This is a genomic window from Streptomyces sp. NPDC048361 (genome assembly GCF_040651795.1).
Classification (GTDB): Bacteria; Actinomycetota; Actinomycetes; order Streptomycetales; family Streptomycetaceae; genus Streptomyces.
Window position 1 is genome coordinate 66,113 of sequence record NZ_JBEZKW010000024.1, and the last position, 24,143, is coordinate 90,255.

17 protein-coding genes and 2 pseudogenes are annotated in these 24,143 nt (G+C 73.4%); 12 read left to right on the forward strand and 7 right to left on the reverse strand.

Going from position 1 to position 24,143, the window contains the following annotated elements; genetic code table 11:
* Window positions 1–355: 355 nt before the first annotated feature.
* Together AB0D31_RS16345 and AB0D31_RS16350 are read right to left on the reverse strand one after the other, a co-directional pair.
* Entirely contained in the window at window positions 356–2,086 is a 1,731-nt protein-coding gene (locus tag AB0D31_RS16345) for a DUF5691 domain-containing protein (protein WP_362722780.1), read from the reverse strand.
* A gap of 228 nt (window positions 2,087–2,314) precedes the next feature.
* Window positions 2,315–3,685, reverse strand: coding sequence for an SWIM zinc finger family protein (locus tag AB0D31_RS16350; protein WP_362722782.1), 1,371 nt, complete (start codon window positions 3,683–3,685; stop codon window positions 2,315–2,317).
* Window positions 3,686–3,823: 138 nt separating this feature from the next.
* On the opposite strand from AB0D31_RS16350, the gene AB0D31_RS16355 reads away from it, so the two are divergent.
* The 5 genes from AB0D31_RS16355 (at window position 3,824) to sucD (ending at window position 11,240) form a co-directional block, all read left to right on the forward strand.
* Window positions 3,824–5,056, forward strand: coding sequence for an AAA family ATPase (locus AB0D31_RS16355; protein WP_362722784.1), 1,233 nt, complete (start codon window positions 3,824–3,826; stop codon window positions 5,054–5,056).
* Window positions 5,053–7,731, forward strand: coding sequence for a DUF5682 family protein (locus AB0D31_RS16360; protein ID WP_362722787.1), 2,679 nt, complete (start codon window positions 5,053–5,055; stop codon window positions 7,729–7,731). Before AB0D31_RS16355 ends, AB0D31_RS16360 begins: the two co-directional genes overlap by 4 nt.
* On the forward strand, window positions 7,728–8,921 hold the full coding sequence (locus AB0D31_RS16365) for a VWA domain-containing protein (RefSeq protein WP_362722790.1): 1,194 nt from the start codon (window positions 7,728–7,730) through the stop codon (window positions 8,919–8,921). The genes AB0D31_RS16360 and AB0D31_RS16365 overlap by 4 nt, the downstream gene beginning before the upstream one ends.
* Before the next feature lie 233 nt (window positions 8,922–9,154).
* Window positions 9,155–10,333 (forward strand): ADP-forming succinate--CoA ligase subunit beta, encoded by a 1,179-nt coding sequence (gene sucC / locus AB0D31_RS16370; RefSeq protein WP_362722792.1) that lies wholly within the window; start codon window positions 9,155–9,157, stop codon window positions 10,331–10,333.
* 22 nt (window positions 10,334–10,355) lie between these two features.
* Complete coding sequence (gene sucD / locus AB0D31_RS16375) at window positions 10,356–11,240, forward strand: succinate--CoA ligase subunit alpha (RefSeq protein ID WP_362722793.1); 885 nt, start codon at window positions 10,356–10,358, stop codon at window positions 11,238–11,240.
* A 172-nt stretch (window positions 11,241–11,412) separates the two neighbouring features.
* On the opposite strand, the gene AB0D31_RS16380 is transcribed toward sucD, so the two are convergent.
* A complete protein-coding gene (locus tag AB0D31_RS16380) occupies window positions 11,413–12,033 on the reverse strand; it encodes a sigma factor-like helix-turn-helix DNA-binding protein (protein ID WP_362722868.1) in 621 nt (206 codons plus the stop codon).
* 1,173 nt (window positions 12,034–13,206) lie between these two features.
* Window positions 13,207–13,419: pseudogene (locus AB0D31_RS16385) on the reverse strand (helix-turn-helix transcriptional regulator); the annotation flags it as partial.
* A 166-nt stretch (window positions 13,420–13,585) separates the two neighbouring features.
* Between AB0D31_RS16385 and AB0D31_RS16390 the strand changes: the two are divergent.
* Window positions 13,586–15,595 carry a DUF6350 family protein gene (locus tag AB0D31_RS16390; RefSeq protein WP_362722796.1) on the forward strand — a complete coding sequence of 670 codons (2,010 nt, stop codon included), beginning with the start codon at window positions 13,586–13,588 and terminating at the stop codon, window positions 15,593–15,595.
* A gap of 64 nt (window positions 15,596–15,659) precedes the next feature.
* Here the strand turns inward: AB0D31_RS16390 and AB0D31_RS16395 are convergent, their stop codons facing one another.
* Window positions 15,660–16,583: a hypothetical protein gene (locus AB0D31_RS16395; RefSeq protein WP_362722799.1), complete on the reverse strand. Its 924-nt coding sequence runs from the start codon at window positions 16,581–16,583 to the stop codon at window positions 15,660–15,662.
* Between the two features lie 373 nt (window positions 16,584–16,956).
* Here AB0D31_RS16395 and purN point away from each other — a divergent pair, with 373 nt between their 5' ends.
* Both purN and purH read left to right on the forward strand, forming a co-directional pair.
* Complete coding sequence (gene purN / locus AB0D31_RS16400) at window positions 16,957–17,637, forward strand: phosphoribosylglycinamide formyltransferase (RefSeq protein WP_362722801.1); 681 nt, start codon at window positions 16,957–16,959, stop codon at window positions 17,635–17,637.
* A complete protein-coding gene (purH, locus tag AB0D31_RS16405; protein WP_362722871.1) occupies window positions 17,564–19,198 on the forward strand; it encodes a bifunctional phosphoribosylaminoimidazolecarboxamide formyltransferase/IMP cyclohydrolase in 1,635 nt (544 codons plus the stop codon). Before purN ends, purH begins: the two co-directional genes overlap by 74 nt.
* Window positions 19,199–19,299: 101 nt before the next feature.
* Here purH and AB0D31_RS16410 read toward each other — a convergent pair whose 3' ends face one another.
* On the reverse strand, window positions 19,300–19,917 hold the full coding sequence (locus AB0D31_RS16410; RefSeq protein ID WP_362722804.1) for a hypothetical protein: 618 nt from the start codon (window positions 19,915–19,917) through the stop codon (window positions 19,300–19,302).
* A gap of 203 nt (window positions 19,918–20,120) precedes the next feature.
* On the opposite strand from AB0D31_RS16410, the gene AB0D31_RS16415 reads away from it, so the two are divergent.
* Entirely contained in the window at window positions 20,121–20,978 is an 858-nt protein-coding gene (locus AB0D31_RS16415; protein ID WP_362722806.1) for a bifunctional methylenetetrahydrofolate dehydrogenase/methenyltetrahydrofolate cyclohydrolase, read from the forward strand.
* A 127-nt stretch (window positions 20,979–21,105) separates the two neighbouring features.
* Window positions 21,106–21,483: pseudogene (locus AB0D31_RS16420) on the forward strand (DUF3017 domain-containing protein); the annotation flags it as partial.
* A 96-nt stretch (window positions 21,484–21,579) separates the two neighbouring features.
* Here the strand turns inward: AB0D31_RS16420 and AB0D31_RS16425 are convergent.
* Window positions 21,580–21,948, reverse strand: a complete 369-nt coding sequence (locus AB0D31_RS16425) for a peptidoglycan-binding domain-containing protein (protein ID WP_362722809.1) — start codon at window positions 21,946–21,948, stop codon at window positions 21,580–21,582.
* Window positions 21,949–22,213: 265 nt separating this feature from the next.
* Between AB0D31_RS16425 and AB0D31_RS16430 the strand changes: the two genes are divergently transcribed.
* Both AB0D31_RS16430 and AB0D31_RS16435 read left to right on the forward strand, forming a co-directional pair.
* The gene (locus AB0D31_RS16430; RefSeq protein ID WP_362722812.1) at window positions 22,214–23,380 is read left to right on the forward strand and encodes a histidine kinase; all 1,167 of its coding nucleotides are present in this window, start codon (window positions 22,214–22,216) and stop codon (window positions 23,378–23,380) included.
* On the forward strand, window positions 23,377–24,042 hold the full coding sequence (locus tag AB0D31_RS16435) for a response regulator transcription factor (protein WP_362722815.1): 666 nt from the start codon (window positions 23,377–23,379) through the stop codon (window positions 24,040–24,042). The genes AB0D31_RS16430 and AB0D31_RS16435 overlap by 4 nt, the downstream gene beginning before the upstream one ends.
* Window positions 24,043–24,143: the final 101 nt, after the last annotated feature.

The following is a 24,143-nucleotide window of genomic DNA, read 5'->3' on the forward strand; positions in this document are numbered from 1 at the left end:
CCCACCCCCGAACCCCGTCTCCGCCCCGGCGATCGCGACCTCTCGGCACCAGGTGCTCCACCACCAGGGGTGCGGGGCTGTGAGTTTGTGCGGCTGTGCCGTGGTGGGGGCGGCTGGTCGGTACGGGGTGCCCTACAGGGGTGCGGGGTTGTGAGTTTGTGCGGCTGTGCCGTGGCGGGCGCGACCGCTCGGCACCGGGTGCCCTACAGGGGCGCGGGGAACTGCGCGACCAGCCACGCACGGTCCGCAGGCGACGGCCGGGCCTCCGGTGCTCCGCCCCGGGCCCCGGGGGCCCTGCCCCACCCCTTCCCGAAACCCGCCGGGGGAGAGGCGCGAGGAACTGCGCGGATGGAGGCTAGGCGGACAGTTCGGCTCGCATCGCCGCGCGCAGCGACAACGTGGCGACCAGCCGCTGGAACGCCTCGGCCCAATACCCCCCCGCCCCCGGCGAAGCCCCCTCCTCCTCCGGCGGCGTAGCCGTCAGCGCCTCCAGCCGGTGCGACTCCGCAGGATCGAGGCAGCGCTCGGCCAGGCCCATGACCCCGCTGAAGCTCCACGGGTAACTGCCCGCATCCCGGGCGATCTCCAGCGCGTCCACCACGGCCCGCCCCAGCGCCCCCGCCCACGGGACCACACACCCCCCGAGCAGCTGAAACGCCTCCGACAACCCGTGCGCGGCTATGAACCGGGCCACCCAGTCCGCCCGTTCGTCCTGCGGAAGGACGGACAAAAGCTTGGCCCGCCCCGCGAGGGAGCCCGTGCCCGCGCCCTCCCCGGGCGGCGCCGACGGGGAGCCGAGCAGCGCCCGGGACCACTCCGCGTTCCCCTGCCGCACCGCCGCCCGGCACCACGCCGCGTGCAGTTCCGCACCCCACTCGTCCGCCACGGGCAGCGCCACGATCTCCTCGGCGCTCCGCCCGCCCAGCCGTGCTGCCCAGCTGCCGAGCGGTGCGGACTCCACCAACTGGCCCAGCCACCACGACCGTTCACCCCGTCCGGCCGGCGGCCTCGCGGCGATCCCGTCCCGCTGCATCTCGGCGTCACACTCATGTGGCGCCTCCACCGATATCGCCGCCCCGTCGCCCGCCCCGTCGCCCGCGCAGCCCCCCGTACGGCCCCCCGTGCGGTCCAGGGACACGCATGACGCCGCACGCCGCGCCATGCGCGCCGCGAGCGCCGAACCGGGCAACGCCGAGAGCAGCTCCGCCGCCGTCGCCCGCACGTTGCGGCTCCGGTCGGCCAGGGCCCGCTCCAGGAACGGCTCGTCCGCCGACGACAGTCCGCAGCGCAGCGAGTCCAGAAACATCAGCCGGTCCTCGGCCCGCTCTGTCGTCCATGTCCCCGCGAGCAGACGCCGCCCCGCCTCCGGGTCGCCCGCCCGCACCGCCCCGAGCAGCGTCACCCGCTCGGCGAACAGCCCCTCGTCCCAAAGGAGTTGTACGACCTCGACGTCCGCGAGGTCGGGTAGCGCCACCCCGCCCGACGCGCCGCGCAGGGCGAAGCGCCACTCCGGGTTGAACCGGGCGAGCCACAGTCCGCCCGGCCCCGCGAAGGCGAGGGCCTGGGGCCGCAGATCCGTGCGGGCGCGTGCCGCGTCGAGCAGCGCCGGCATCAGCTCCGCCGGCGGACGCAGGCCTCGCTCGTTCGCCAGGGCCAGCCATTGCGGAAGAAGCTCGCCGAGATCGGGTGCGCTCCCGCGCCGGCCGCCTGCGTGGGCGGGTGCGGAACGGTCCGCGAGGAGAAGTGCCAGGCGACGCCGGGCCGCGTCCGGCAGCGCTGGGCGCCCGTCCGGCGGCGCGGCGCTCGGAAGCCCGCCCGCGGCCGCCGGGACCAGCCCCGCCCTGCGCCGTACGGTCCGGGTCACCGCGGCGTCGAGAACCTGCTCCGGGGTGCCTGCCGCCGGGCGCCGCTCGGTACCGAGAAGCGCCGCGGTCACCAACTCGTCCCAGGAGCGCGGGCCGGCATCCGCATGGATTCCCGCCTCGATGTCCGAGTAGGCATCGACATGGGCAAGGGCTCCGATATCGGTCTCGGCATCGGTCTCGGTATCGGTATTGGTGGTCGTGCTGGCTCCGGTACTGGTCATCGGCTCCCTCGTTCCGCAGTCTTCCGTCTTCCGACGTGCGTCTTCTGTCGTTGTCGATCCACCGACGCCGCGCCGTGCCGGCTGCGCCGACCTGCGCGCCCCCGCTGACCCACCTCGTCGGAGGCAGCCCGAGCACGTCCCCGCCGGCCCCAGCCTGAACGCCCCGCCGACCCCAGCCTGAACGCCCCGTCGGCCCCAGCCCGAGCACGCCCCCGCCGACCCATCCCCTCACGTCAGCGCCACCGCCTCCCCTCCACCCCCCGCCCACACCGCCAGCGGCGTGAAACCGCGGTGGCCGCATTCGCCGAAGACCGTGACCGGCGCGCCACCGGACACCGCCAGGAGCCGCCACAGTCCGGCGCGGGTGGGCCCGGGCGCGGTGACCGGTAGGGCCAACTCGCCCTTGGCGTCGGCTAGTTGCCAGTCGCCTGTGGCGTCCTCCGGTGGCACCGGGATCACCTCGGTCAGCGTCGCCGGGCACGCTTCGAGCCACGGGTCGGTCAGGAGCGCCCGGCCATACCGCTCCACCGCCTCGGTCGTCGTGCCGCCCGGTGGCGGACCCCCGGCCGCGACCGGGGGCGCGTAGCGCTCGCCGAGGGCCGCCCGCACCTGGCCCGCGCCCGGGTAGGGCGTCAGATCGGCGTCGATCGCCAGGCCCACCGGCAGGGCGACCGCCGGGGCGCGGCCCGCGGCGCCGAAGTCCAGGACCATCGCCGAGCGGCCCGACTCCTTTCCGTGCAGCCAGATCCGGCGGGTGGTGAGCTTCGCGTCGGCCGTGTCGTACTGGGCGAGGACCTGCCAGCTGTCGCGGATCGCGGGGCCCTGCGCAGGGGCGGGTGCGCCGACCCGGGTGCGTACCGTCGCGACCAGCGGCTCGGGCAGTGCGTCCCGGCCGAGCCAGGCCCGGTCGAGCAGATGCAGCAACGCACACTCCTCGAGCAGCCGTGTCGGCCATCCTGCGCCCGAGCCCGGTATTGCCCCCAACTCCCTTACCCGCGCGGCGAGTCCGGGTGCCTGGGCGTCGACCATGCGGGCCGCCGTCTCCTCCCACAGGCCGTATCCGGGCCGTTCCGCCGCCGCGAGGCCGCCGCGCAGCAGATCCGCGAGACGCCGCTCCAACTCCCTGGCCCCCGAGGTGATCCGCTCCGCCCGCCTCTCGGCCCTGCGCCGGGCCGCCGAGGGGTCGGCGACGCCGCCGTCGCCGGCCGGTGCGGCGTCACGCTCCTTCCCCTCTTCCCCCGTCCCTGCGCGCCCGTGCCCGCGCCCCGCGAGCCACTGCTCCGCCCAGTCCGGCGGCGCCCCGTCCGGCACCGCCCGCTCGTCGCCCGACCAGAGCAGCAGTAGCCCCAGCGCGTGCTTGCACGGGAACTTCCGGCTCGGGCAACTGCACTTGTACGCGGGGCCGGTCGTGTCCACCACCGTCCGGTACGGCGTGCAGCCGCTGCCCTTGCACAGGCCCCACACCGCCCCCGATCCGTCGTACCCGCCCTGTGACCACGGCCCGGCCGCGCCGAGCCTGCTTCCCGCCTTGCGTGACGCATCGTCAGGCGCCAGCGCGAGCACCTGCTCCGCCGTCCAGCGGACCCCCTGCTGAGTCATGTCCCCGACGGTACGGGTGACCACTGACAATCGGCTCTGACCTGCGGCGATTCCCTGTCGGGGGGTCATTGTCAGTGGCGTGGTGCACGGTTGGGACACAAGCCGGTCGAACGTGTCGAACGATCTGGAGGGGGAGCCATGACCGTGTCCGAAAACGGGTGCGCGGCAGCATGCGCAACCGAGCCCGCCCGCGCCGAATCGCCCGCCGATTCCCGCGCCGATTCCTACGGCGCGGCGCGTACGGATGCCCGCGCTGCGGCGCCTTCCGCGTCGCCCGCGGAGGGCGCGGCGCAGGAGGCCCTGCGTCCGCACGCCGAGGACGCCTTCGCGGACGAGCTCGCGGCGCTCGCCGCGGCCGATGACCGCCCGCGTCCGGCCCGTTGGCGCCTTTCGCCGTGGGCCGTCGCCACCTATCTGCTCGGCGGCACCCTGCCCGACGGCACCGTGATCACCCCCAAGTACGTGGGCCCGCGGCGCATCGTCGAGGTGGCCGTCACCACGCTCGCAACCGACCGCGCACTGCTCCTGCTCGGCGTGCCCGGCACTGCCAAGACCTGGGTGTCGGAGCATCTCGCGGCCGCGGTCAGCGGCGACTCGACCCTTCTCGTGCAGGGCACCGCCGGCACCCCGGAGGAGGCGATCCGCTACGGCTGGAACTACGCCCAACTGCTCGCCCACGGCCCGAGCCGGGACGCGCTGGTGCCGAGCCCCGTCATGCGGGCCATGGCGCAGGGCATGACCGCCCGCGTCGAGGAGCTGACCCGCATCCCGGCCGACGTGCAGGACACGCTGATCACGATTTTGTCCGAAAAGACCCTGCCGATCCCGGAGTTGGGGTCGGAGACACAGGCGGTACGCGGCTTCAACCTGATCGCCACCGCCAACGACCGCGACCGCGGTGTCAACGACCTGTCCAGCGCCCTGCGCCGCCGCTTCAACACGGTGGTGCTGCCGCTGCCCGCCACCGCCGATGCCGAGGTGGACATCGTGTCGCGCCGGGTCGACCAGCTGGGCCGCTCGCTCGACCTGCCGGCCGTCCCCGACGGCATGGCGGAGATCCACCGGGTCGTCACCGTCTTCCGCGAGCTGCGCGAGGGGGTGACCATCGACGGCCGTACCAAGCTCAAATCCCCTTCGGGGACGCTCTCCACGGCCGAGGCGATCTCCGTCGTCACCGGCGGTCTCGCGCTCGCCGCCCACTTCGGCGACGGGGTGCTCAGGTCCGGCGACGTGGCCGCGGGCATCCTCGGGGCCGTGGTGCGCGATCCGGCCGCGGACCGCGTCATCTGGCAGGAGTACCTGGAGACGGTGGTCCGCGAGCGGGACGGCTGGAAGGACTTCTACCGCGCCTGCCGCGAGGTGACGGTATGACGGCGCCCGAGCCGGGCGCCGTCCCGGCCGGCGCGGAAGGACCACTGCTGCTCGGCGTGCGTCATCACGGGCCCGGCTCGGCCCGGGCGGTGCGTGCCGCGCTGGAGTCCGCCATGCCGCGCGCCGTGCTCGTCGAGGGGCCTCCCGAGGGCAACGCTCTGTTGGCGCTCGCCGCCGACGAGGCCATGCGTCCGCCGGTCGCGCTGCTCGCCCATGTCGTCGATGACCCGGGACGGGCCGCGTTCTGGCCGATGGCCGAGTTCTCGCCGGAGTGGGTCGCGATCCGCTGGGCGCTCGCCCACGGCGCCGAGGTCCGCTTCATCGACCTGCCCGCCGCCCATTCGCTCGCGATGGAGAGCCACCCGACGGGCCCGGGCCCGGACCCGGAGCTTCCCACGGCCTCGGTCCCCGCCGAGGGCGGCCCGTTGCCCGACGCCGAGGGCGCCCCGGTGCCCGACCCCGTCGACCCGATCGACCCGATCGGCGCGCTCGCCGAGGCCGCCGGATACGACGATCCGGAGCGCTGGTGGGAGGACGTGGTCGAGCACCGGGACACCGCGGGGGACCCTCGGGCGCCGTTCGCCGCGCTCGGCGCGGCGATGGCCGCACTGCGCGAGACGTACGGCGACGGCGGCGCCCCGCGCGATCTGGTCCGCGAGGCGTACATGCGACAGCAACTGCGGTCGGCCACAAGGGAGTTCGGGCCGAACGGGGTCGCCGTTGTCTGCGGTGCCTGGCACATGCCGGCGCTCGCCGGGAGGTTCACCGTCGCCGCCGACCGCGCGCTGCTCAAGGGGCTGCCCAAAGTCAGGACCGACATGACCTGGGTGCCCTGGACGCACCGCAGGCTCGCCCGGCGCAGCGGCTACGGCGCGGGGATCGACTCGCCCGGTTGGTACGGGCACCTCTTCAGCGCCCCCGACCGCCCCCTGGAGCGCTGGATGACCAAGGTGGCCGGGCTGCTCCGCGCCGAGGACCGCCTCGTCTCGTCGGCCCATGTCATCGAGGCCGTCCGGCTCGCGGAGACGCTTGCCGCGATGCGCGGACGCCCGCTGCCCGGCCTCGCCGAGACCATGGACGCCATACGGGCCGTGATGTGCGAGGGGTCCGACGTGCCGCTCGCCCTCATCCAGGACCGTCTCATCGTGGGCGATGTCCTCGGGGAGGTGCCCGACACCGCCCCGGCCGTGCCGCTCCAGCGCGATCTCGTACGGGCCCAGCGGAGCCTGCGGCTCAAACCCGAGGCGCTGGAGCGGGAGGTGGAGCTCGATCTGCGCAAGGAGACCGACGCGGGGCGAAGCCGGCTGCTGCACCGGCTGCGGCTGCTCGGCATCGGCTGGGGCGAGCAGGCCCGGGCCCGCTCCACCGGCACCTTCCGGGAGAACTGGCGGCTGCGCTGGGAGCCCGAGCTGTCGGTGCGGGTCGCCGAGGCCGGGGTCTGGGGCACCACCGTGGAGGCCGCCGCCACCGCGAAGGCGGAGTCGGACGCCGTCGCCACGACCGCCCTCGGCGCGCTCGCCACCCTCGCGGAGCGCTGCCTCGCGGCCGAACTGCCGGGCGCGCTGCCGGTGGTGATGCGTGCCCTCGCCGACCGGGCCGCGCTCGACACGGACGTCGCCCATCTCGCGCAGGCCCTGCCGGCCCTCGCCCGCACCCTGCGCTACGGCGATGTCCGCGGCACCCCCGCCGCCGGCCTCGCCGAGGTCGCATGGGGCCTCGCCGACCGGATCTGCGTGGGCCTGCCGCCTGCCTGCGCCGGCCTCGACGCCGAAGGCGCGGCTGAGATGCGTACGCACCTCGACGCCGTCCACGCCTCGATCTGTCTCCTCGGCGACCCGACCGACCCGACCGACCCGACCGACCCGACCGACCCGACCGACCCGACCGACCCGACCGACCCGACCGGGCCGGTCGGCCCCGGTGCGGGCGCGCTGCGCGAACGCTGGTCCGCGATGCTCGCCCGGCTCGCCGCGCGGGACACCGTGCCCGGCGTGCTCCGCGGCCGCGCCGTACGGCTGCTCCTCGACGACGGGCGCGTCGAGAGCGAGGAAGCCGCCCGGTACATGGGACTCGCGTTCTCTCCGGGCACGGCACCCGCCGACGCGGCCGCGTGGATCGAGGGGTTCGTCGGCGGCGCATCGGGCGGCGGCATGCTGCTGGTCCACGACGACCGGCTGCGCGCCCTGGTCGACGGCTGGCTGACGAGCGTGACCCCGGAGGCGTTCACCGACGTACTGCCGCTGCTGCGCCGCACGTTCGCCGCCTACGAGGCCGGTGTGCGGCGCGCCCTGGGGGAGTTGGCGCGGCGCGGGTCCACGGTGCGCACCGCGCCCGCGGACGCCGCCGCCCCCGGCTTCGGCGCCGCCCTCGACGCCGCGCGCGCCGACGCCGTACTGCCGCTCCTGGCCCTGCTCCTCGGCCGGGACGGATCACACGGCCACGGCCGCCGAGCCGAAACCTCGGGCATGGCCGCGCCCTCCGCGGCGGCCGCCCGCGATCACACCGGCGCCCTCACCGATCCTGACGTACTGAAAGGAATCGACGCCCTTGCCGGACCCGACGGCCCTCACGGACCCGACGACCTCGATGGCTCACGCGGCTTGGAAGACTCCAACAACCCTGAAGGCTTCAACAGCTCTGAAGGCTTCAACTACCCCGTGGAGGTGGGCAGATGACGACCAGCACGCGACCAAGTGACGACGAGCGGCTGCGGCGCTGGCGTCTTGTGCTCGGCGGGGAGCCCGGCGCCGACGGTACCGGCCGGGAGCTCACCGGGCAGGACGCCGCGATGGACGGCGCCCTGACCGCCCTCTACGGCGGGGCCGGCAACGGCAACAACGGTCAGAACGGCAAGAACGGCAAGGGCACGGCGAAGGACCGCGGCGCCGGGCTCGGTGCGTCCGCGCCGTCCGTCGCGCGCTGGCTCGGCGACATCCGTACGTACTTCCCGAGCTCCGTGGTGCAGGTCATGCAGCGCGACGCCATCGAACGGCTCGGCCTCGCCGCGCTGCTCCTCGAACCGGAGATGCTGGAGGCCGTCGAGGCCGACGTCCACCTCGTCGGCACCCTGCTCTCGCTCAACAAGGCGATGCCCGACACCACGCGGGAGACCGCGCGCGCCGTGGTGCGCAAGGTCGTCGAGGACCTGGAGAAGCGGCTCGCCATCCGCACCAGGGCCACCCTCACCGGCGCCCTCGACCGCAGCGCCCGCGTCAGCCGCCCCCGCCACCACTCCATCGACTGGGACCGCACGATCAGGGCCAACCTCAAGAACTACCTGCCGCAGTACAACACCGTCGTTCCCGAGCGCCTCGTCGGGTACGGGCGGGCGGCGCGGGGTGTGAAGAAGGACGTCGTGCTCTGCATCGACCAGTCGGGGTCGATGGCCGCATCGGTCGTCTACGCCTCCGTCTTCGGCGCCGTGCTCGCCTCGATGCGCTCGATCGCCACCCGCCTGGTCGTCTTCGACACCGCTGTCGTCGACCTCACCGATCAGCTGGACGACCCCGTCGATGTCCTGTTCGGCACCCAGCTCGGCGGTGGCACCGACATCAACCGGGCCCTCGCGTACTGCCAGGCGCAGATCACCCGTCCCGCCGACACCGTCGTCGTGCTGATCAGCGATCTCTACGAGGGCGGGATACGGGACGAGATGCTGAAGCGGGTCGCCGCGATGAAGGCCTCGGGCGTCCAGTTCGTGGCCCTGCTCGCCCTCTCCGACGAGGGCGCCCCCGCGTACGACCGCGAGCACGCCGCCGCGCTGGCCGCTCTCGGCGCCCCGGCATTCGCCTGCACCCCGGACCTCTTCCCCGACGTGATGGCCGCCGCGATCGAGCGCAGGCCGCTGCCGATACCCGACGCGTGAGGCGAGCCCTGCCCGGGCGCGCGCCCGGGCAGGTGATCTGTGACAGGTATCACCGCTCAGGTGTGATCTGCGATTTAGGGAGGCAGGGCCTGCGGAGATAACCTGCGAGACGGACATGCCGCGTACTCGGACACCGTGTACGCCTCCCTCAGTGACAGCGCCGTCACGTTGCCCTTCGCGGCACGCCCAGCAGACAACGCAACCGCGATACCACTGAAAAGGGACGGACGCGCGTGGACCTGTTCGAGTACCAGGCGAGGGACCTCTTCGCCAAGCACGGTGTACCGGTGCTGGCCGGTGAAGTGATCGACACGCCTGAGGCGGCGCGCGAGGCCACTGAGCGTCTCGGCGGCAAGTCGGTCGTCAAGGCGCAGGTGAAGGTCGGTGGCCGCGGCAAGGCCGGCGGCGTGAAGCTGGCGGCCGACGCGGACGAGGCCGTCGCCCGCGCGACGGACATCCTCGGCATGGACATCAAGGGCCACACGGTCCACAAGGTGATGATCGCCGAGCTGTCCCCGGAGATCGAGGCGGAGTACTACGTCTCGTACCTCCTCGACCGCACCAACCGCACCTTCCTCGCCATGGCGTCGGTGCAGGGCGGCATGGACATCGAGGAGGTCGCGGAGAAGACCCCCGAGGCCCTCGCGAAGGTCCCGGTCAACGCCGTCGACGGCGTCGACATCGAGAAGGCCCGCGAGATCGTGGCCCTGGCGAAGTTCCCGGCCGACGTGGCCGAGGGCGTCGCCGAGGCCATGGTCACCCTGTGGAAGACCTTCGTCGCCGAGGACGCGCTCCTCGTCGAGGTCAACCCGCTGGTGAAGACCAAGGACGGCCGCATCCTCGCCCTCGACGGCAAGGTGTCGCTCGACGAGAACGCCGAGTTCCGTCAGCCCGACCACGAGGCTCTTGAGGACAAGGCCGCGGCCAACCCTCTCGAGGCGGCCGCCAAGGCCAAGAACCTCAACTACGTGAAGCTCGACGGCGAGGTCGGCATCATCGGCAACGGCGCGGGTCTCGTCATGAGCACCCTGGACGTCGTCGCGTACGCCGGTGAGGCCCACGGCGGCGTGAAGCCGGCCAACTTCCTCGACATCGGTGGCGGCGCGTCCGCCCAGGTGATGGCGAACGGCCTGGAGATCATCCTCGGCGACGCGGACGTCAAGTCCGTGTTCGTCAACGTCTTCGGCGGCATCACCGCCTGCGACGAGGTCGCCAACGGCATCATCCAGGCGCTGGCCCTGCTCGCCGAGAAGGGCGAAGAGGTTACCAAGCCGCTCGTCGTCCGTCTCGACGGCAACAACGCGGAGCTGGGTCGCAAGATCCTCAGCGACGCCAACCACCCGCTGGTGCAGCGCGTGGACACCATGGACGGTGCGGCCGACAAGGCCGCCGAGCTCGCGGCTGCGAAGTAAGGGAAGAGGTTAAGACACCACCATGGCTATCTTCCTCACCAAGGACAGCAAGGTCATCGTCCAGGGCATGACCGGCGCCACGGGCATGAAGCACACCAAGCTCATGCTGGCCGACGGCACCAACATCGTCGGTGGCGTGAACCCGCGCAAGGCCGGCCAGTCGGTCGACTTCGACGGCACCGACGTACCGGTCTTCGGTTCCGTCAAGGAAGCGATGGAGAAGACGGGCGCCGACGTCTCCGTCCTCTTCGTGCCGCCGGCCCACGCCAAGGCCGCCGTCGTCGAGGCCATCGACGCCGAGATCGGTCTCGCCGTCGTCATCACCGAGGGCATCGCGGTGCACGACTCCGCCGCCTTCTGGGCGTACGCGAACTCCAAGGGCAACAAGACCCGCATCATCGGCCCGAACTGCCCCGGTCTGATCACGCCGGGCCAGTCCAACGCCGGCATCATCCCGGGCGACATCACCAAGCCGGGCCGTATCGGCTTGGTGTCGAAGTCCGGCACGCTGACCTACCAGATGATGTACGAGCTGCGTGACATCGGCTTCTCGTCCGCCGTCGGCATCGGTGGCGACCCGGTCATCGGCACCACGCACATCGACGCGCTCGCCGCGTTCGAGGCCGACCCCGAGACCGACCTGATCGTGATGATCGGCGAGATCGGCGGCGACGCCGAGGAGCGTGCGGCCGACTACATCAAGGCCAACGTCACCAAGCCGGTCGTCGGCTACGTCGCGGGCTTCACCGCGCCCGAGGGCAAGACCATGGGCCACGCCGGCGCCATCGTCTCCGGCTCCTCCGGCACCGCCCAGGCGAAGAAGGAGGCCCTGGAGGCCGCCGGCGTCAAGGTCGGCAAGACGCCGACCGAGACCGCCAAGCTCGCGCGCGCCATCCTCGGCAACTGAGCTTTTCCCGAGCACCGTCTGAGCACCGCCTCGTGGAGCTGAAGCTCCACGCGCATGCGTTCGCACGAGGGCCCGCACCCCACCTCGGGGTGCGGGCCCTCGTGCGTGCCCGGCTCAGTGGCCTGCGGTCGGGTCGCCGGAGCCGGTGGCGGGTCGTGCCGAAGGGACCGCGTCAGCGGATGTCGAGGACCAGGCGGTGCGGGCCGCGTGCCGGTTCCCTCCGCAGCTTGTCGCGCAGTTCGATGTCCTCGACGGTCAGCCGCTGCGGGCCACTGCTGACGGGGATGCCGCCGACCCTCTGGCCGACCGGCACCGGGCGCACATGGTGGGGCGGGACGGTCACGACGGTGAAGGCCGTCGCGCCCACGATCAGTGTCGTGAAGGCGATCGCGGCCCGGGTCCAGAACCGGCGGCGCCGCTCGCCCCCGACACGTACGACCCGGGCCTTCGGCAGCGCGGTCAGGGACGCGGGCCCCGCCTGCGCGAGATCGGTGATGCGCTCACGCAGCACCGAGGAGAGGGCCTGCGGGGTCCCGGCGTGGCCCGCCGCGGGCACCCGGTCGACAATGGCGGCGCGCGCGTTCAGCACCCGGTTCGCGGCGGCCGGGGTGCTCGCCTCCGTCTCGGCCGCCGTCTCGGGAAGGTCGAGCCCGAGCCCGTCGTAGAGCAGGACCGTGCGGCGGTAGACGGGCGGCAGGGCGAGCAGCGCGTCGAGCAGCGCCCGGCGTTCAGGCTCGACGGGCGGCTGGTCGGGGTGTTTGTGGGTGCGCCGGAAGCGGTGCCAGGGCGCCATCGCGTACTCGTACGCCGCCGTCCGCACCCACCCCACCGGGTCGGGGTCGGTGGCGACCCGGGGCCAGTTCTCCCAGGCCAGATGGAACGCGTGCGTCACCGATTCCCTGGCGAGGCGGGTGCGCCCGGTGAGCAGATAGGCCTGCTGGGCGAGGCCGGACGCGGTCGCCGCGTACAGCGCGTCGAACGCCTCGGCGGGGGTGAGCCCGGCCGAGGCGGCGCACGACGGCCCGGCATCCGGAGCGTGCTCGTCCACGGTGGGGGAGGCGGGGTTGCCGGCGGGCGCGGTGCGCGCCTTCGGCGTGGCGCCGCCGTGGGGTTCGCCGGGCGCGGCCGTGCAGAGCTCGTCGACGGACTCCGGCGGCCGCTCGGGAAGAGTACGGACGCCGCCCTTGGCCGGCGCGCCCGTACGCGTCAGCGCGTTGGACTTGAGCGCCTCCTTGGCGGGTTCGGGCACGGCGACGGCGGCGGGGGAGGAGGGTCCCCCGGGCGTCGGAGCCGGAGTCGGAGCCGACGCCGGGTGCGGCGACGCGGAGGGCTTGGCGGTCCTGCCCCCGGGCCGCGACGACTTGGGGGCGGCGCCGTCGGCGGCGGGCTTGGGCCGGGTGTTCACCGCGTGCGGCTTGGCCGGCGGCTTGGCGGGGTTCGCCGACTGGGCGCGGGCGGCGGCATGCCGGTCGCCCCGAGGCTCCCCACCCCGCTCGCTGCCACCACCACCCGGGCGGCCGGGGCCTTCGCCAGTGGTGTTCGCGTTCGTGCTGCCGACGCCTTCGCCGGTCCCGCGCGGGCCCGCGCCGCCGTTGCCGGCGGTGGCGCGGCTGCGGGGGCGGACGCCGTCGGTGTCCGCGCCGTCCGCGCCCCTCGCGTCCGGGCAGTCCGAGTCGTCCGCGCCGTCCGCGTCGCCTGGGGCGCAGTCGCGCGTGTCCGCGTCGGCCGGGGCAGGGCCGGTCGTGGCGCAGTCGCGCGTGTCCGCGCCCGTCGGGGCGTAGCCGCGCGGGGCATCGGGGCTCCTGACCCCGCGGGCCCCGCGGCCCCCGCTGTCCGCGGCGTTCACCCCTGGAGCCGACGGGGTCGACGGGGTCGACGGGCTCGACGGGTCCGACGGGGTCGGCGAGGCCGACGGGGTCGACCCCGGCGGCCCCGGCGGGTGCGGTGACGTTTCTGCCTCGTACGCGGCAAGCAGCCTCGCGTAACTGGCGAGCCTGCGTCCGCGCGGCGTGGTGCGGCCGGTCTCCCAGGAGCGGACGGTCGCCCGCGTCACGCCGAGGGCCATCGCGACCTGCGCTTCACTCAGCGCCTTCGCCTCGCGCAGACGGCGCCGCTCCTTGGGGGTGGGCAGGGGGGACATGGCATCGGTTTCATCGGTACCGGCCGTGCTCTGTGTCATCAAGGGCTCCCAGGACTCCCCGCGAAGGCCGTGTCGGCGCGTGCACCCGGGGCGAGGCGGCTCGGTAGGGACCCGGGTGAAAAAGTACATAACCGTATATTGAGCGACACATCGGGTATTCGCCTATTACGCGGAGAAAGCGCGTGTCGTTGGGAGCATGGGTGGCGTGACCCAAGTGACCGACCGCGGCCTGCCGTTGCTTTCCGTCCAGGCGCGCTCCTCCGCGCTCGCCGCCTGCCTGCTGCGCGGCGCGATCGCGGCGGGGCTCGGGCTCGGCGCCCTGGCCGTGCTCGTGATGGTGCTGTGGATCAGCTCTCCGTACCCCGACAGCGGCCCCGGCGGCGCCCTGCGCACCGCGGCCTCGCTCTGGCTGCTCGCCCATGGAACGCAGCTGGTCAGACCCGAAACGCTGACCGGAACGCCGGCCCCGGTCGGTATCGTCCCGCTCCTCCTGACGGCGCTGCCGGTCTGGCTCGCCCACCGCGCCGCGCGCGACGCGCTCATGCCCGGCGAGGACCAGGACGAGAACGGCGACGAGACGTACGAAGCGGAGGACGCCGCGCCGCTGCCCTCGGGGTGGCTCGTGCTCACGGCCGTCAGCTGCGGCTACCTGCTGGTCGCGGGCGCCACCGTGCTGTACGCGTCCGCCGGCCCACTCCCCGCCGCCCCACTGAGTGCCGCGCTGCACCTGCCGCTCACCGTGGTCCTGGCGACCGCCGCCGGGGTCTGGACCGCGCACGGCCGCCCGCTGGGACCGCTGCCCGCGCGGGTCCCGGCCCGGGTTCGCAGCACCCTCCTCGACCTCCGTAACAGCACCGCGGCACGCGCCGCCGGAGCGGGCGCGGCGACGCTGTTCGGCGGGGGCGCGCTGCTCGCGGCCGTCGGGCTCGCCTGGCACATCGGGGTGGCCGAGGACGCGTTCCTGCGGCTCGCGGAGGACTGGTCGGGACGGTTCGCGCTCCTGCTGCTCGCCCTCGCCCTGGTGCCGAACGCCGCGGTGTGGGGCGCCGCCTACGGACTGGGGCCCGGCTTCGCCGTCGGCGCGGGGGCGGTGGCGAGCCCGCTCGCCCCGGCGGGCGCCCCCGCCCTGCCGCACTTCCCGCTGCTCGCGGCGGTGCCCTCGGGCGGACACGGCTCCTGGTGGAACTGGGCGGCCGCCGCGGTACCGCTCGCGGCCGGTCTCCTCCTGGCCCGCTTCACCGCACGGGCCGCCGTGGCCGAGGGCTGGGGGCGCCGGGAGACCGCGCGGATCGCCCTGCTCGGCGCGGCCCTGTGCGGCTGCGCCCTGGCCGCCCTCGCCGCCCTCGCGAGCGGGCCGCTCGGCAGCGGGGCCCTCGCCGCCCTCGGGCCGGTGTGGTGGCGTACCGGGGGCGCGGCGCTGCTGTGGACGGCGGTCGTGGGTGCGCCCTGCGCGGTACTCCTGCGGGGCTTGCGCCTGCGCGCGGCTGCTTCGCACTCCGCGGCGGAGCCGGAGCCGACGACGTCGGTGCCGGCGACCCGCCGTGCCTCTGCGCGGGCCCGGATCGTCGGGGTGTTCTCGTGGCGACCGGGCCGGCGCGGGAAGGCCCCGGCCGCGGTGTCGGCGCCCCCGGCCGACGGGTACGCCGGGTATGGCGGGTACGGGTCCGCGGCGGACGGCGACTACGAGCCGTACGACTTCCTGCCGGTCGGCGGGGCCGGGCTGTGGCACGAGGACGGGGCACGCGAGGCTCGCTGGGCCGCGCTCAAGGAGGCGTCGGGCGGCCTGATGGCAGACATCCCCGCGGCGAAGGACATCCCCGCGACGAAGGACTTCCCCGCGGCGAAGGACATCCCCGTAACGAAGGACTTCCCCGCGGCGAAGGACATCCCCGTAACGAAGGACTTCCCCGCCACGAACTTCTCCGCGGCGGCAGACTTCCCCCCGGCCAGCGTCCCCCCGGCCCCGCGTCCTGTCGGCGCCCCGGACGCTCCCCCGCCCGGCGGAGATGTGGACCTCCCGCAGGGCCTCGCTCCGGAACGCCGACCACAGCACACGCCGCGGGGAGAGTCCGGGCCTCAACCCGGACCTGAACCCGACCCCGAAGCGGCATCGCAGCCGAAGCCGGCGTCGGCGCCGGCGTCCAACCCGGAACCGGGACCGGAAGCGGAACCCGGCCCCAGCGGCCCACACGCACCGCCTCCGAGCGACCGATAGCCCAGTCCGGAGCTGCCTGGACAGATCCGGACAGCTCCGTTCCGGACAGCCCCGTTCCGGACAGCTACTCCTTCACGCCGAAGAGCGGAACCAGCTTCTTCGGCAGGAGGTCGTTGCAGGACAGCTGGCCCGTCTTGGTCAGGGCGTCGTCCACGCAGCTGTAGTAGTCGCGGTACGCGATCTGCATGGTGAAGCTCGACGCCACCACCATCAGCGCGAGCACGGCCGTGACCAGACCGGTCACCGCCGCCGTCACCTGCGGCCTGCCCGGCGCGGGCCGCGGAGCCTGCTGAGGCGCGGGCCGGGGTGCGGCCTGCGCGGCCGGCTGCGCCGGGGCCTGCGGCAGGGGCGGAGCCCCGGCGTCGGCGGGCGCCGCCGACGCGTCCCGCGGCGTCTCGGGCTTGGCTCGCAGCGAGCTGATCGCCCAGTACAGGCCGAGCGACCCGAGCAGCAGCGCGATCTCCGGCATGTCGAACAGGGCGAAGAAGAACGCCCACATTCCGGAGAGCAGCGCGTAACGGGCGCGGCGCTGTGCCGGGTCGGTGGGGTCCCAGCGCAGGCCGGGCGTGGGCGGCGGGTTCTGGCCCGGGCCGCTCTCGGGCCGCTCGGGCCGCTGCCCGAAACCGCCCGGTGCGCGCCCCGGTTGCCGGTCGCTCCACTGACTGCCCCACGGCGAACCCTGACCAGGACCTTGGCCGGGACCGTGACCAGGCCCGGGGCCGTGACCAGGGCCGCCCTGGCCGCCGTGGCCACTCTGTCCCCCCTGACCGCCCTGACCGCCCTGTCCCCCGTGCACCGGATGACGCGGCTGCCACGGCTGGTCGGGCCGGCCCTCGGGCGGCGGGGCGAAGGGGTTGTCGTCGGCGGGGCCCGCTCCGGTGCCGTTCCCCGTGCCCTGCGGTCCCGAGTCCTCCGGGTCCGTCGAATGAGAGGAGCCGGGGGAGGAGGACTGGCGGGCTGCGAACAGCTGGTGGCGTCGGTCCGGCATCTGGTGAACGTCTTCCCCTCGGACCCGCGACCGGCCGGTCCGGCCAGAGGGGTCGCATCTCGCATGTAAGTGAAACAAGTACGTCGTCGGTCAAGTCGAACACGTGGGTGAGGCCGGTCCTGTTCCCGGTCCCGCCCGCAGGAGGGCTGGTACGCGCCCGCTGGAGGGCTGGTCGCGCCCACAGGGGGCTGGTCTCGTCTCGCGGCGTCCTCGCAGACGCTACCTGGCGGTCCGGCCCCCGTCCCGTGGGGGCCGTCCGGTGTGCCGGTATCGTTGCTGACGGTCGGCGCTTTCGTAGAGTTCCCCGTATCGAGGGGCACGATTCGTTCGTATGACCACACAAAGACGTACGTCCGCGAGAAAGAGCCCCGCTGTGGCCTCCCCGCCCCCCTCCGCGTCCGCCTCCCCTGACGAGATCCCACCCGGCAGTACCCGCCCCGCGCGCCTCGTGGTGCTGGTCTCCGGCTCCGGTACGAATCTGCAGGCCCTGCTGGATGCCATCGAGGCCGATCCCGCCGGGTACGGCGCCGAGATCGTGGCGGTGGGCGCCGACCGGGACGCCATCGCCGGCCTGGAGCGCGCCGAGCGGGCCGGAATCGAGACCTTTGTGTGCCGGGTCAAGGACCACGCTTCGCGCGCGGAGTGGGACGCGGCGCTGACCGCCGCCACCGAGGCGTACGCGCCGGACCTGGTCGTATCGGCCGGGTTCATGAAGATCGTGGGGAAGGAATTCCTCGCCCGGTTCGGGGGGCGTGTGGTCAACACCCACCCCGCGCTGCTGCCCAGTTTTCCCGGCGCCCACGGCGTACGCGACGCGCTCGCGTACGGCGCGCGGGTGACCGGGTGCACCGTCCACTTCGTCGACGACGGCGTCGACACCGGCCCGATCATCGCCCAGGGCGTGGTCGAGATCCGGGACGAGGACGATGAAGCCGCTCTCCATGAGCGGATCAAGGAAGTCGAGCGAGCGCTGCTCGTCGATGTCGTGGGGCGCCTGGCCCGTAACGGCTACCGCATTGAGGGACGAAAGGTTCAGATCGGTGAACTCGGTTAACACGGACACCGTCAAGCCCATCCGGCGGGCGCTGGTCAGCGTCTACGACAAGACGGGCCTGGAGGAGCTGGCGCAAGGGCTCCACGCGGCCGGGGTCGAGCTGGTGTCCACCGGGTCGACCGCCGCGAAGATCGCCGCCGCCGGGGTGCCCGTCACCAAGGTCGAGGAGCTCACCGGGTTCCCCGAGTGTCTCGACGGGCGGGTCAAGACGCTCCACCCCAAGGTGCACGCCGGCATCCTCGCCGACCTGCGCCTGGACGCGCACCGGGCGCAGCTCGACGAGCTCGGCGTGCGCCCCTTCGAGCTGGTCGTGGTCAACCTGTACCCGTTCAAGGAGACCGTCGCCTCCGGCGCGAGCCCCGACGAGTGTGTGGAGCAGATCGACATCGGCGGCCCCTCGATGGTCCGCGCCGCCGCCAAGAACCACCCCTCGGTCGCCGTCGTCACCAGCCCGCAGCGGTACGCGGCCGTCCTCGACGCCGTCAAGAACGGCGGCTTCGACCTGACCGCCCGAAAGCGCCTGGCCGCAGAAGCGTTCCAGCACACCGCTGCGTACGACGTGGCCGTCGCGTCCTGGATGACCAATGTGTACGCGCCCGAGGAGGGCGACGCCCAGCTGCCCGAGTTCCTCGGCGCCACCTGGGAGCGCAAGTCGACCCTGCGCTACGGGGAGAACCCGCACCAGGCCGCGGCCCTCTACACCGACGGTCAGCCGGGCGGGCTCGCCAACGCGGAGCAGTTGCACGGCAAGGAGATGTCCTTCAACAACTACGTGGACACCGAGGCCGCGCGCCGCGCCGCCTACGACCACGACGAGCCCTGCGTCGCGATCATCAAGCATGCCAACCCGTGCGGCATCGCGGTCGACGCCGACCTCGCGGCCGCGCACCGCAAGGCCCACGAGTGCGACCCGCTCTCCGCGTTCGGCGGCGTCATCGCCGTCAACCGGCCGGTGACGGTGGCCATGGCCGAGCAGGTCGCCGAAATCTTCACCGAGGTCATCGCGGCCCCCGGCTACGAGGACGGCGCGGTCGAGGTGCTGGCCCGCAAGAAGAACATCCGGGTGCTCAAGGTCGACGGCACCCCGCACCAGCCCGGCGACCTCAAGGCCGTATCGGGCGGCGCGGTGCTCCAGCACACCGACGTCTTCCAGGCCGAGGGCGACGACCCCGCGAACTGGACGCTGGCCAGTGGCGAGGCGTTGAGCGAGGCCGAGTTGAAGGAACTCGCCTTCGCGTGGATCGCCTGCCGGGCCGTCAAGTCCAACGCGATCCTGCTCGCCAAGGACGGTGCGTCGGTCGGCGTCGGCATGGGCCAGGTCAACCGGGTCGACTCCGCGAAGCTCGCGGTGGAGCGGGCCGGCGAGGAGCGCGCGCGCGGCTCGTACGCCGCGTCCGACGCGTTCTTCCCGTTCCCCGACGGCTTCGAGATCCTGGCCCACGCCGGGGTCGAGGCCGTGGTCCAGCCCGGCGGTTCGGTCCGCGACGAGTTGGTGGTCGAGGCGGCGAAGAAGGCGGGCGTGACGATGTACTTCACCGGCACGCGGCACTTCTTCCACTGAGCCGGCGGCCTCGGATACGCGAAGCGCGAAGGGCCGCACCCCGTGCGGGATGCGGCCCTCGTGTTCAGCGGCCGGAGCCGGGCGCTCCGAAGCTCACCGGCTCAGTAGCGCGGGCGCTTGAACCACTGGGCGCCGCTCTCCTTGCCGACGAACACGGCTATCAGGATGGCCAGTACCGTGTGGATCAGCCCGATGACGACGAACGGGTAGATGCCGAGCACCGCTGTCACGATGGCGAAAACCATCGTGGTGACGCGCAGTCCGTTGCCGCCCTTGCCGAACTTCACGGCGAGCACGACGGCGAAAACGAGCCAGGCCACCGCAAAGGCCGCGAACACGTAGAGCACGCCCACCGGGTAGTCGGCGAGCTGCTGGAACTGGACGTCGTCCCGCGCTGCGGCCCGGTCCTTCGCGGCGCTCACGCCGACCGCCCCGATCACCATGATCACGGCACCGATGGCCTGGAGGCCGGCGATGACCCACAGCATCACGCGGGCCGCGGAGACGGTTCCGGGCATCGTCTGCGGTCCCGCGGGGTCACCGCCGTACTGCTGCTGCGGGTATCCGTACCCCTGCTGCGGGACGCCCTGCGGGGCCTGCTGGCCCTGCGGGTAGCCGTAGCCGGGCTGGCCGCCCTGCTGCTGGCCGTACGGGTTGGCGCCCTGAGGGGGCTGCTGGGGCTGCTGCCCGTAGGGGTTGTTCGGGTCGCCGAAGCTCATGGCGGATTTCCTCCGTTGGTGGTGCGGGGACGACGCGGCCCGAGCGGAGGAGTAGCTGTTCTGAGCGGATGCCCCCCGGCACTGCCCGCGGCACTGCGCGGATCATCGTTCTAAATAAGACATAAGTTTGTCCAGCCGAACGCTGGATGTGTTGTGCAAGTGCAACTTGGGCGATCATGCGTCGCCCTGAAAGAATGGGAAACATGACCGCCCAGATTCTCGATGGCAAGGCCACCGCCGCAGCGATCAAGTCCGAACTGGCCGTCCGTGTGGCGGCCCTGAAGGAGCGGGGCATTACCCCCGGTCTGGGGACGGTGCTCGTCGGGGAGGACCCCGGCAGCCAGAAGTACGTCGCGGGCAAGCACCGCGACTGTGCCCAGGTCGGCATCGCCTCCATCCAGCGCGAACTGCCCGCGACCGCCACGCAGGACGAGATCGAGGCGGTGGTGCGGGAGCTGAACGACAACCCCGAGTGCACCGGCTACATCGTCCAGTTGCCGCTGCCCAAGGGCATCGACGAGAACCGCATCCTTGAGCTGATGGACCCGGCCAAGGACGCCGACGGGCTGCACCCGATGAGCCTGGGCCGTCTCGTCCTCAACGAGCCGGGCCCGCTGCCCTGCACCCCGTACGGCATCATCCAGTTGCTCCGCAAGCACGGCGTGGAGCTCAACGGCGCCGAGGTCGTCGTGGTCGGACGCGGCGTCACCATCGGGCGCTCGATGCCGCTGCTCCTCACTCGCCGCTCCGAGAACGCGACGGTCACCCAGTGCCACACCGGCACCCGCGACCTGTCCAAGCACCTGCGCCAGGCCGACATCATCGTCGCGGCGGCCGGTGTCCCGCACCTGATCAAGCCCGAGGACGTGAAGCCGGGCGCGGCCGTGCTCGACGTCGGCGTCAGCCGCGACGAGACCGGCAAGATCGTCGGCGATGTGCACCCGGGCGTCGCCGAGGTCGCGGGCTGGCTCTCGCCCAACCCGGGCGGCGTCGGTCCGATGACCCGCGCCCAACTGCTCGTCAACGTCGTCGAAGCGGCCGAGCTCGCCGCTGCGGGCTGACACGAAAGGGCCTGACCCCATGGGTGCTGGTACGAGTCACGAGCCGTCCAAGGACGCGGAGCCTTCCGCGCCCGTGGAGGGCGAACCCGACGCGGCCTCTCGCGCGAGCGGCTCGCGCCGGCCTCCCTCCGTCACCCGGGACACCGCGCGCCCCGAGGGCGGCGGCCGGGCCGCAGGGGGCGACGCACCCGCGCCCGCCCGCCAGTGGCCGCTGCTCTCCGTGCTGCTCGCGGTCGGCTTCGGGCTGCTCATGGTGGCGGTCGAGCCGTTCGGCAGCGCCTTCCGGGTCGGGCTCGTCATCATCGGAGCCGCCCTCATGGCGGGCGCGGCCCTGCGCTGGACGCTGCCGTCCGTCGGCATGCTCGCCGTCAGGTCCCGCTTCACCGACATCTCCACCTACGGAGTACTCGGCGTGGCCATCGTGCTGCTCGCCCTCATGGCCCAGCCCCGCCCCTGGCTGAACGTGCCGTTCCTTGAGGACGCGGTCCACTTCACCGTGCGCTAGCCGCACCCCGGGCAGCGGACGGCCCGCACTCTCCCCCGGGTGAGTGCGGGCCGTCTCTTTCTTCGGTGGATGCTCCGGTGCTCGGCAGCCGCGTGCTCAGCAGACGGTGTGCTTGAGAGCGCTCCACGTCTTCGGCCCGACGATCCCGTCGACGGGCATGTGGCACATGGTCTTCACCCGGGACTGGAACTCACGCACGGCGTGGTCGGTGTCGGCGCCGAACTGGCCGTCGACGCCGTACCGGCCGATGTTGACGTTCCAGTGCTTGAGCAGGCACTGGGCCTCCTTCACCGCGGACCCGGCACTGCCCCGGCTGATCTCCGGCTGGCTGTCGGTGTACGTGCAGCCGTACGTGCCGACCACGCTCGCGGAGGCCGGTGCCGCCGACGCCACCGGTGCCACGGCGAGTCCGGTGCCGAGCGCGGCGGTCGCCACGGCCAGGACGAGGCGCTTCGATACGTTCATGGGTGATCGTTTCCCTTCAAGGGGCGGGCCGGGTCCCCCCGTTGGGTCCCCCGCTGTGGCCCGTGGTGCGGTGCGCACGGTGCCGGTGGTCGGCCGGCGCCGCGTGCTGATGGACCAGGACGCTACGGGCGCCCCGCGGCCCGCGTCGTCCCGCGCCGGGTTGAACTCCCTTACCCACCACGGCAGTAGACCGGAGCGCACTACAACCTGCGTGGTACCACGCCCAGTTGACGCCCCACCGCCGCACCGCGACTACGCTGCGACGATGCGGATCCGCCCCCAGTTCGCCGATGCGCTCATGGCCGTGGCGCTGACGTGTGCCTCCGTGGTGCTCGCGCAGGAGTCCGCGCAGCAGGGCTGGTACGCCCTGGACGCCTGGGGGTACGCCCTGGCCGCGCTCGCCGGGCTGCCGCTCGCCTTCCGCGTCCGGGCGCCGGTCGCGGTGCTGCTCTGGTCGCACCTCGTCTTCGTCGTGTACGTGGCCGATGGGTACTGGCCGGTGGTGACGAGCTTCGGGCCGATGCTCTCGACGTACACGGTGGCCTCGCTGCGCCCGTTGCGCACGGCGGTCGCCTGCGGGGTCCTCATGGCCGGCGCGTGGATGTACGCCGGGGTGGTCAGCCCGCACAGCGCCATGCCCTCCGTCGTCACCCAGGCCCTCGTCTTCGTGCTCGTCCTGCTCCGCTTCGGAGTGCTGGCCCGCCGCTCCACCGAGCTCGCGCGCCGGCTCCGCGTCGAGCAGGCCGACCGGGCCCGGCGCGAGGTCCTGGCCGAACGCGGCCGCATCGCACGGGAGTTGCACGACGTGGTCGCCCATCACATGTCGGTCATCTCCGTGCAGGCCGGGCTCGCCGGGTTCGTCTTCGCCTCCGATCCACCCACCGCGCGGGCCGCGCTTGCCACCATCTCCGGCACCAGCGCCGAGGCCCTGGAGGAGCTGCGCCGGATGCTCCAGGTGCTGCGCGAGGTGGAGGACGAGGCACCCGGCGCCCCGATGCCCGGCCTCGACCGCGTGGCCGAGCTGACCGAACGCATCCGCGCTGCCGGCGTGCCCGTCGCCCTGCGCGTCACCGGCACCCCGCGCCCGCTGCCGCCCGGCGTCGAGCTGTGCGCCTACCGCGTGGTGCAGGAAGCCCTCACCAACGTACTCAAGCACGCGGCAGATACCCGGGCGGATGTGGAACTCCGTTATGCACCACGCCAGTTGGTGGTCTCCATAGTCAACCAGGGAACGAGCGGCGAACGGCGGGAGGTGATTTCGGACAGAGTGGGCGCGGGGGGCGGCCACGGCTTGATTGGCATGCGGGAGCGGGCCAAGCTCTACGGCGGGTCGGTCCGCGTCGGCCCGCGGAGCGGAGGCGGGTTCGCCGTGACCCTGACCCTGCCGACCTCCGCAGCGGCGGCTCCGGGGGAAGAAGACGCATCGGGATGACCAGGGTGCTCGTCGTCGACGACCAGTTCCTCATCCGGGCCGGCCTGGCCGGGCTCTTGCGGGCCGCCCCCGGCATGGAGGTGGTGGGCGAGGCGGGCGACGGCGCCGAAGCGGTGCGCCAGGCCGCCGCGACCCGGCCCGACGTGATCCTCATGGACATCCGGATGCCCGGCATGACCGGCATCGAGGCCACCGAACGCATCCTGGCCGAGGCCGTCGACCCCGCGCCGCGCATCCTCGTCCTGACCACCTTCGACCTCGACGAGTACGTCTACGGCGCGCTGCGCGCCGGGGCCTGCGGATTCCTGCTGAAGGACTCGGGGCCCGAACGGCTGCTCGCAGCGGTCGCGGCCGTCGTCGGCGGCGACGGACTGTTCGCGCCGAGCGTCACCCGCCGTCTCGTCGAGGCTTTCGCCCGGCGGCCCGAGACCGGCCCGGTCGCGCAACTCGACGCCCTCACCGCCCGCGAGACCGAGGTGCTGCGCCTGACCGCGTGCGGCATGTCGAACCTGGAGATGGCGGGCCGTCTCTTCATCAGCGAGGCCACGGTCAAGACCCACCTCAACCGCGCCATGAGCAAACTGGACCTCGCGAGCAGGGCGCAGGCCGTGGTGATGGCGTACGAGACGGGCCTGGTCACCCCGGGCGGCCCCCGCCCCTGACCACCCGCCGTCCGCCGCCTTCGCCCGAACGCGCGCCGGTGCGCGCCACCCCGGGAACTGCCATCCTGGGCGGGTGCGTGCCGTGCACGCCGGGGGAATCG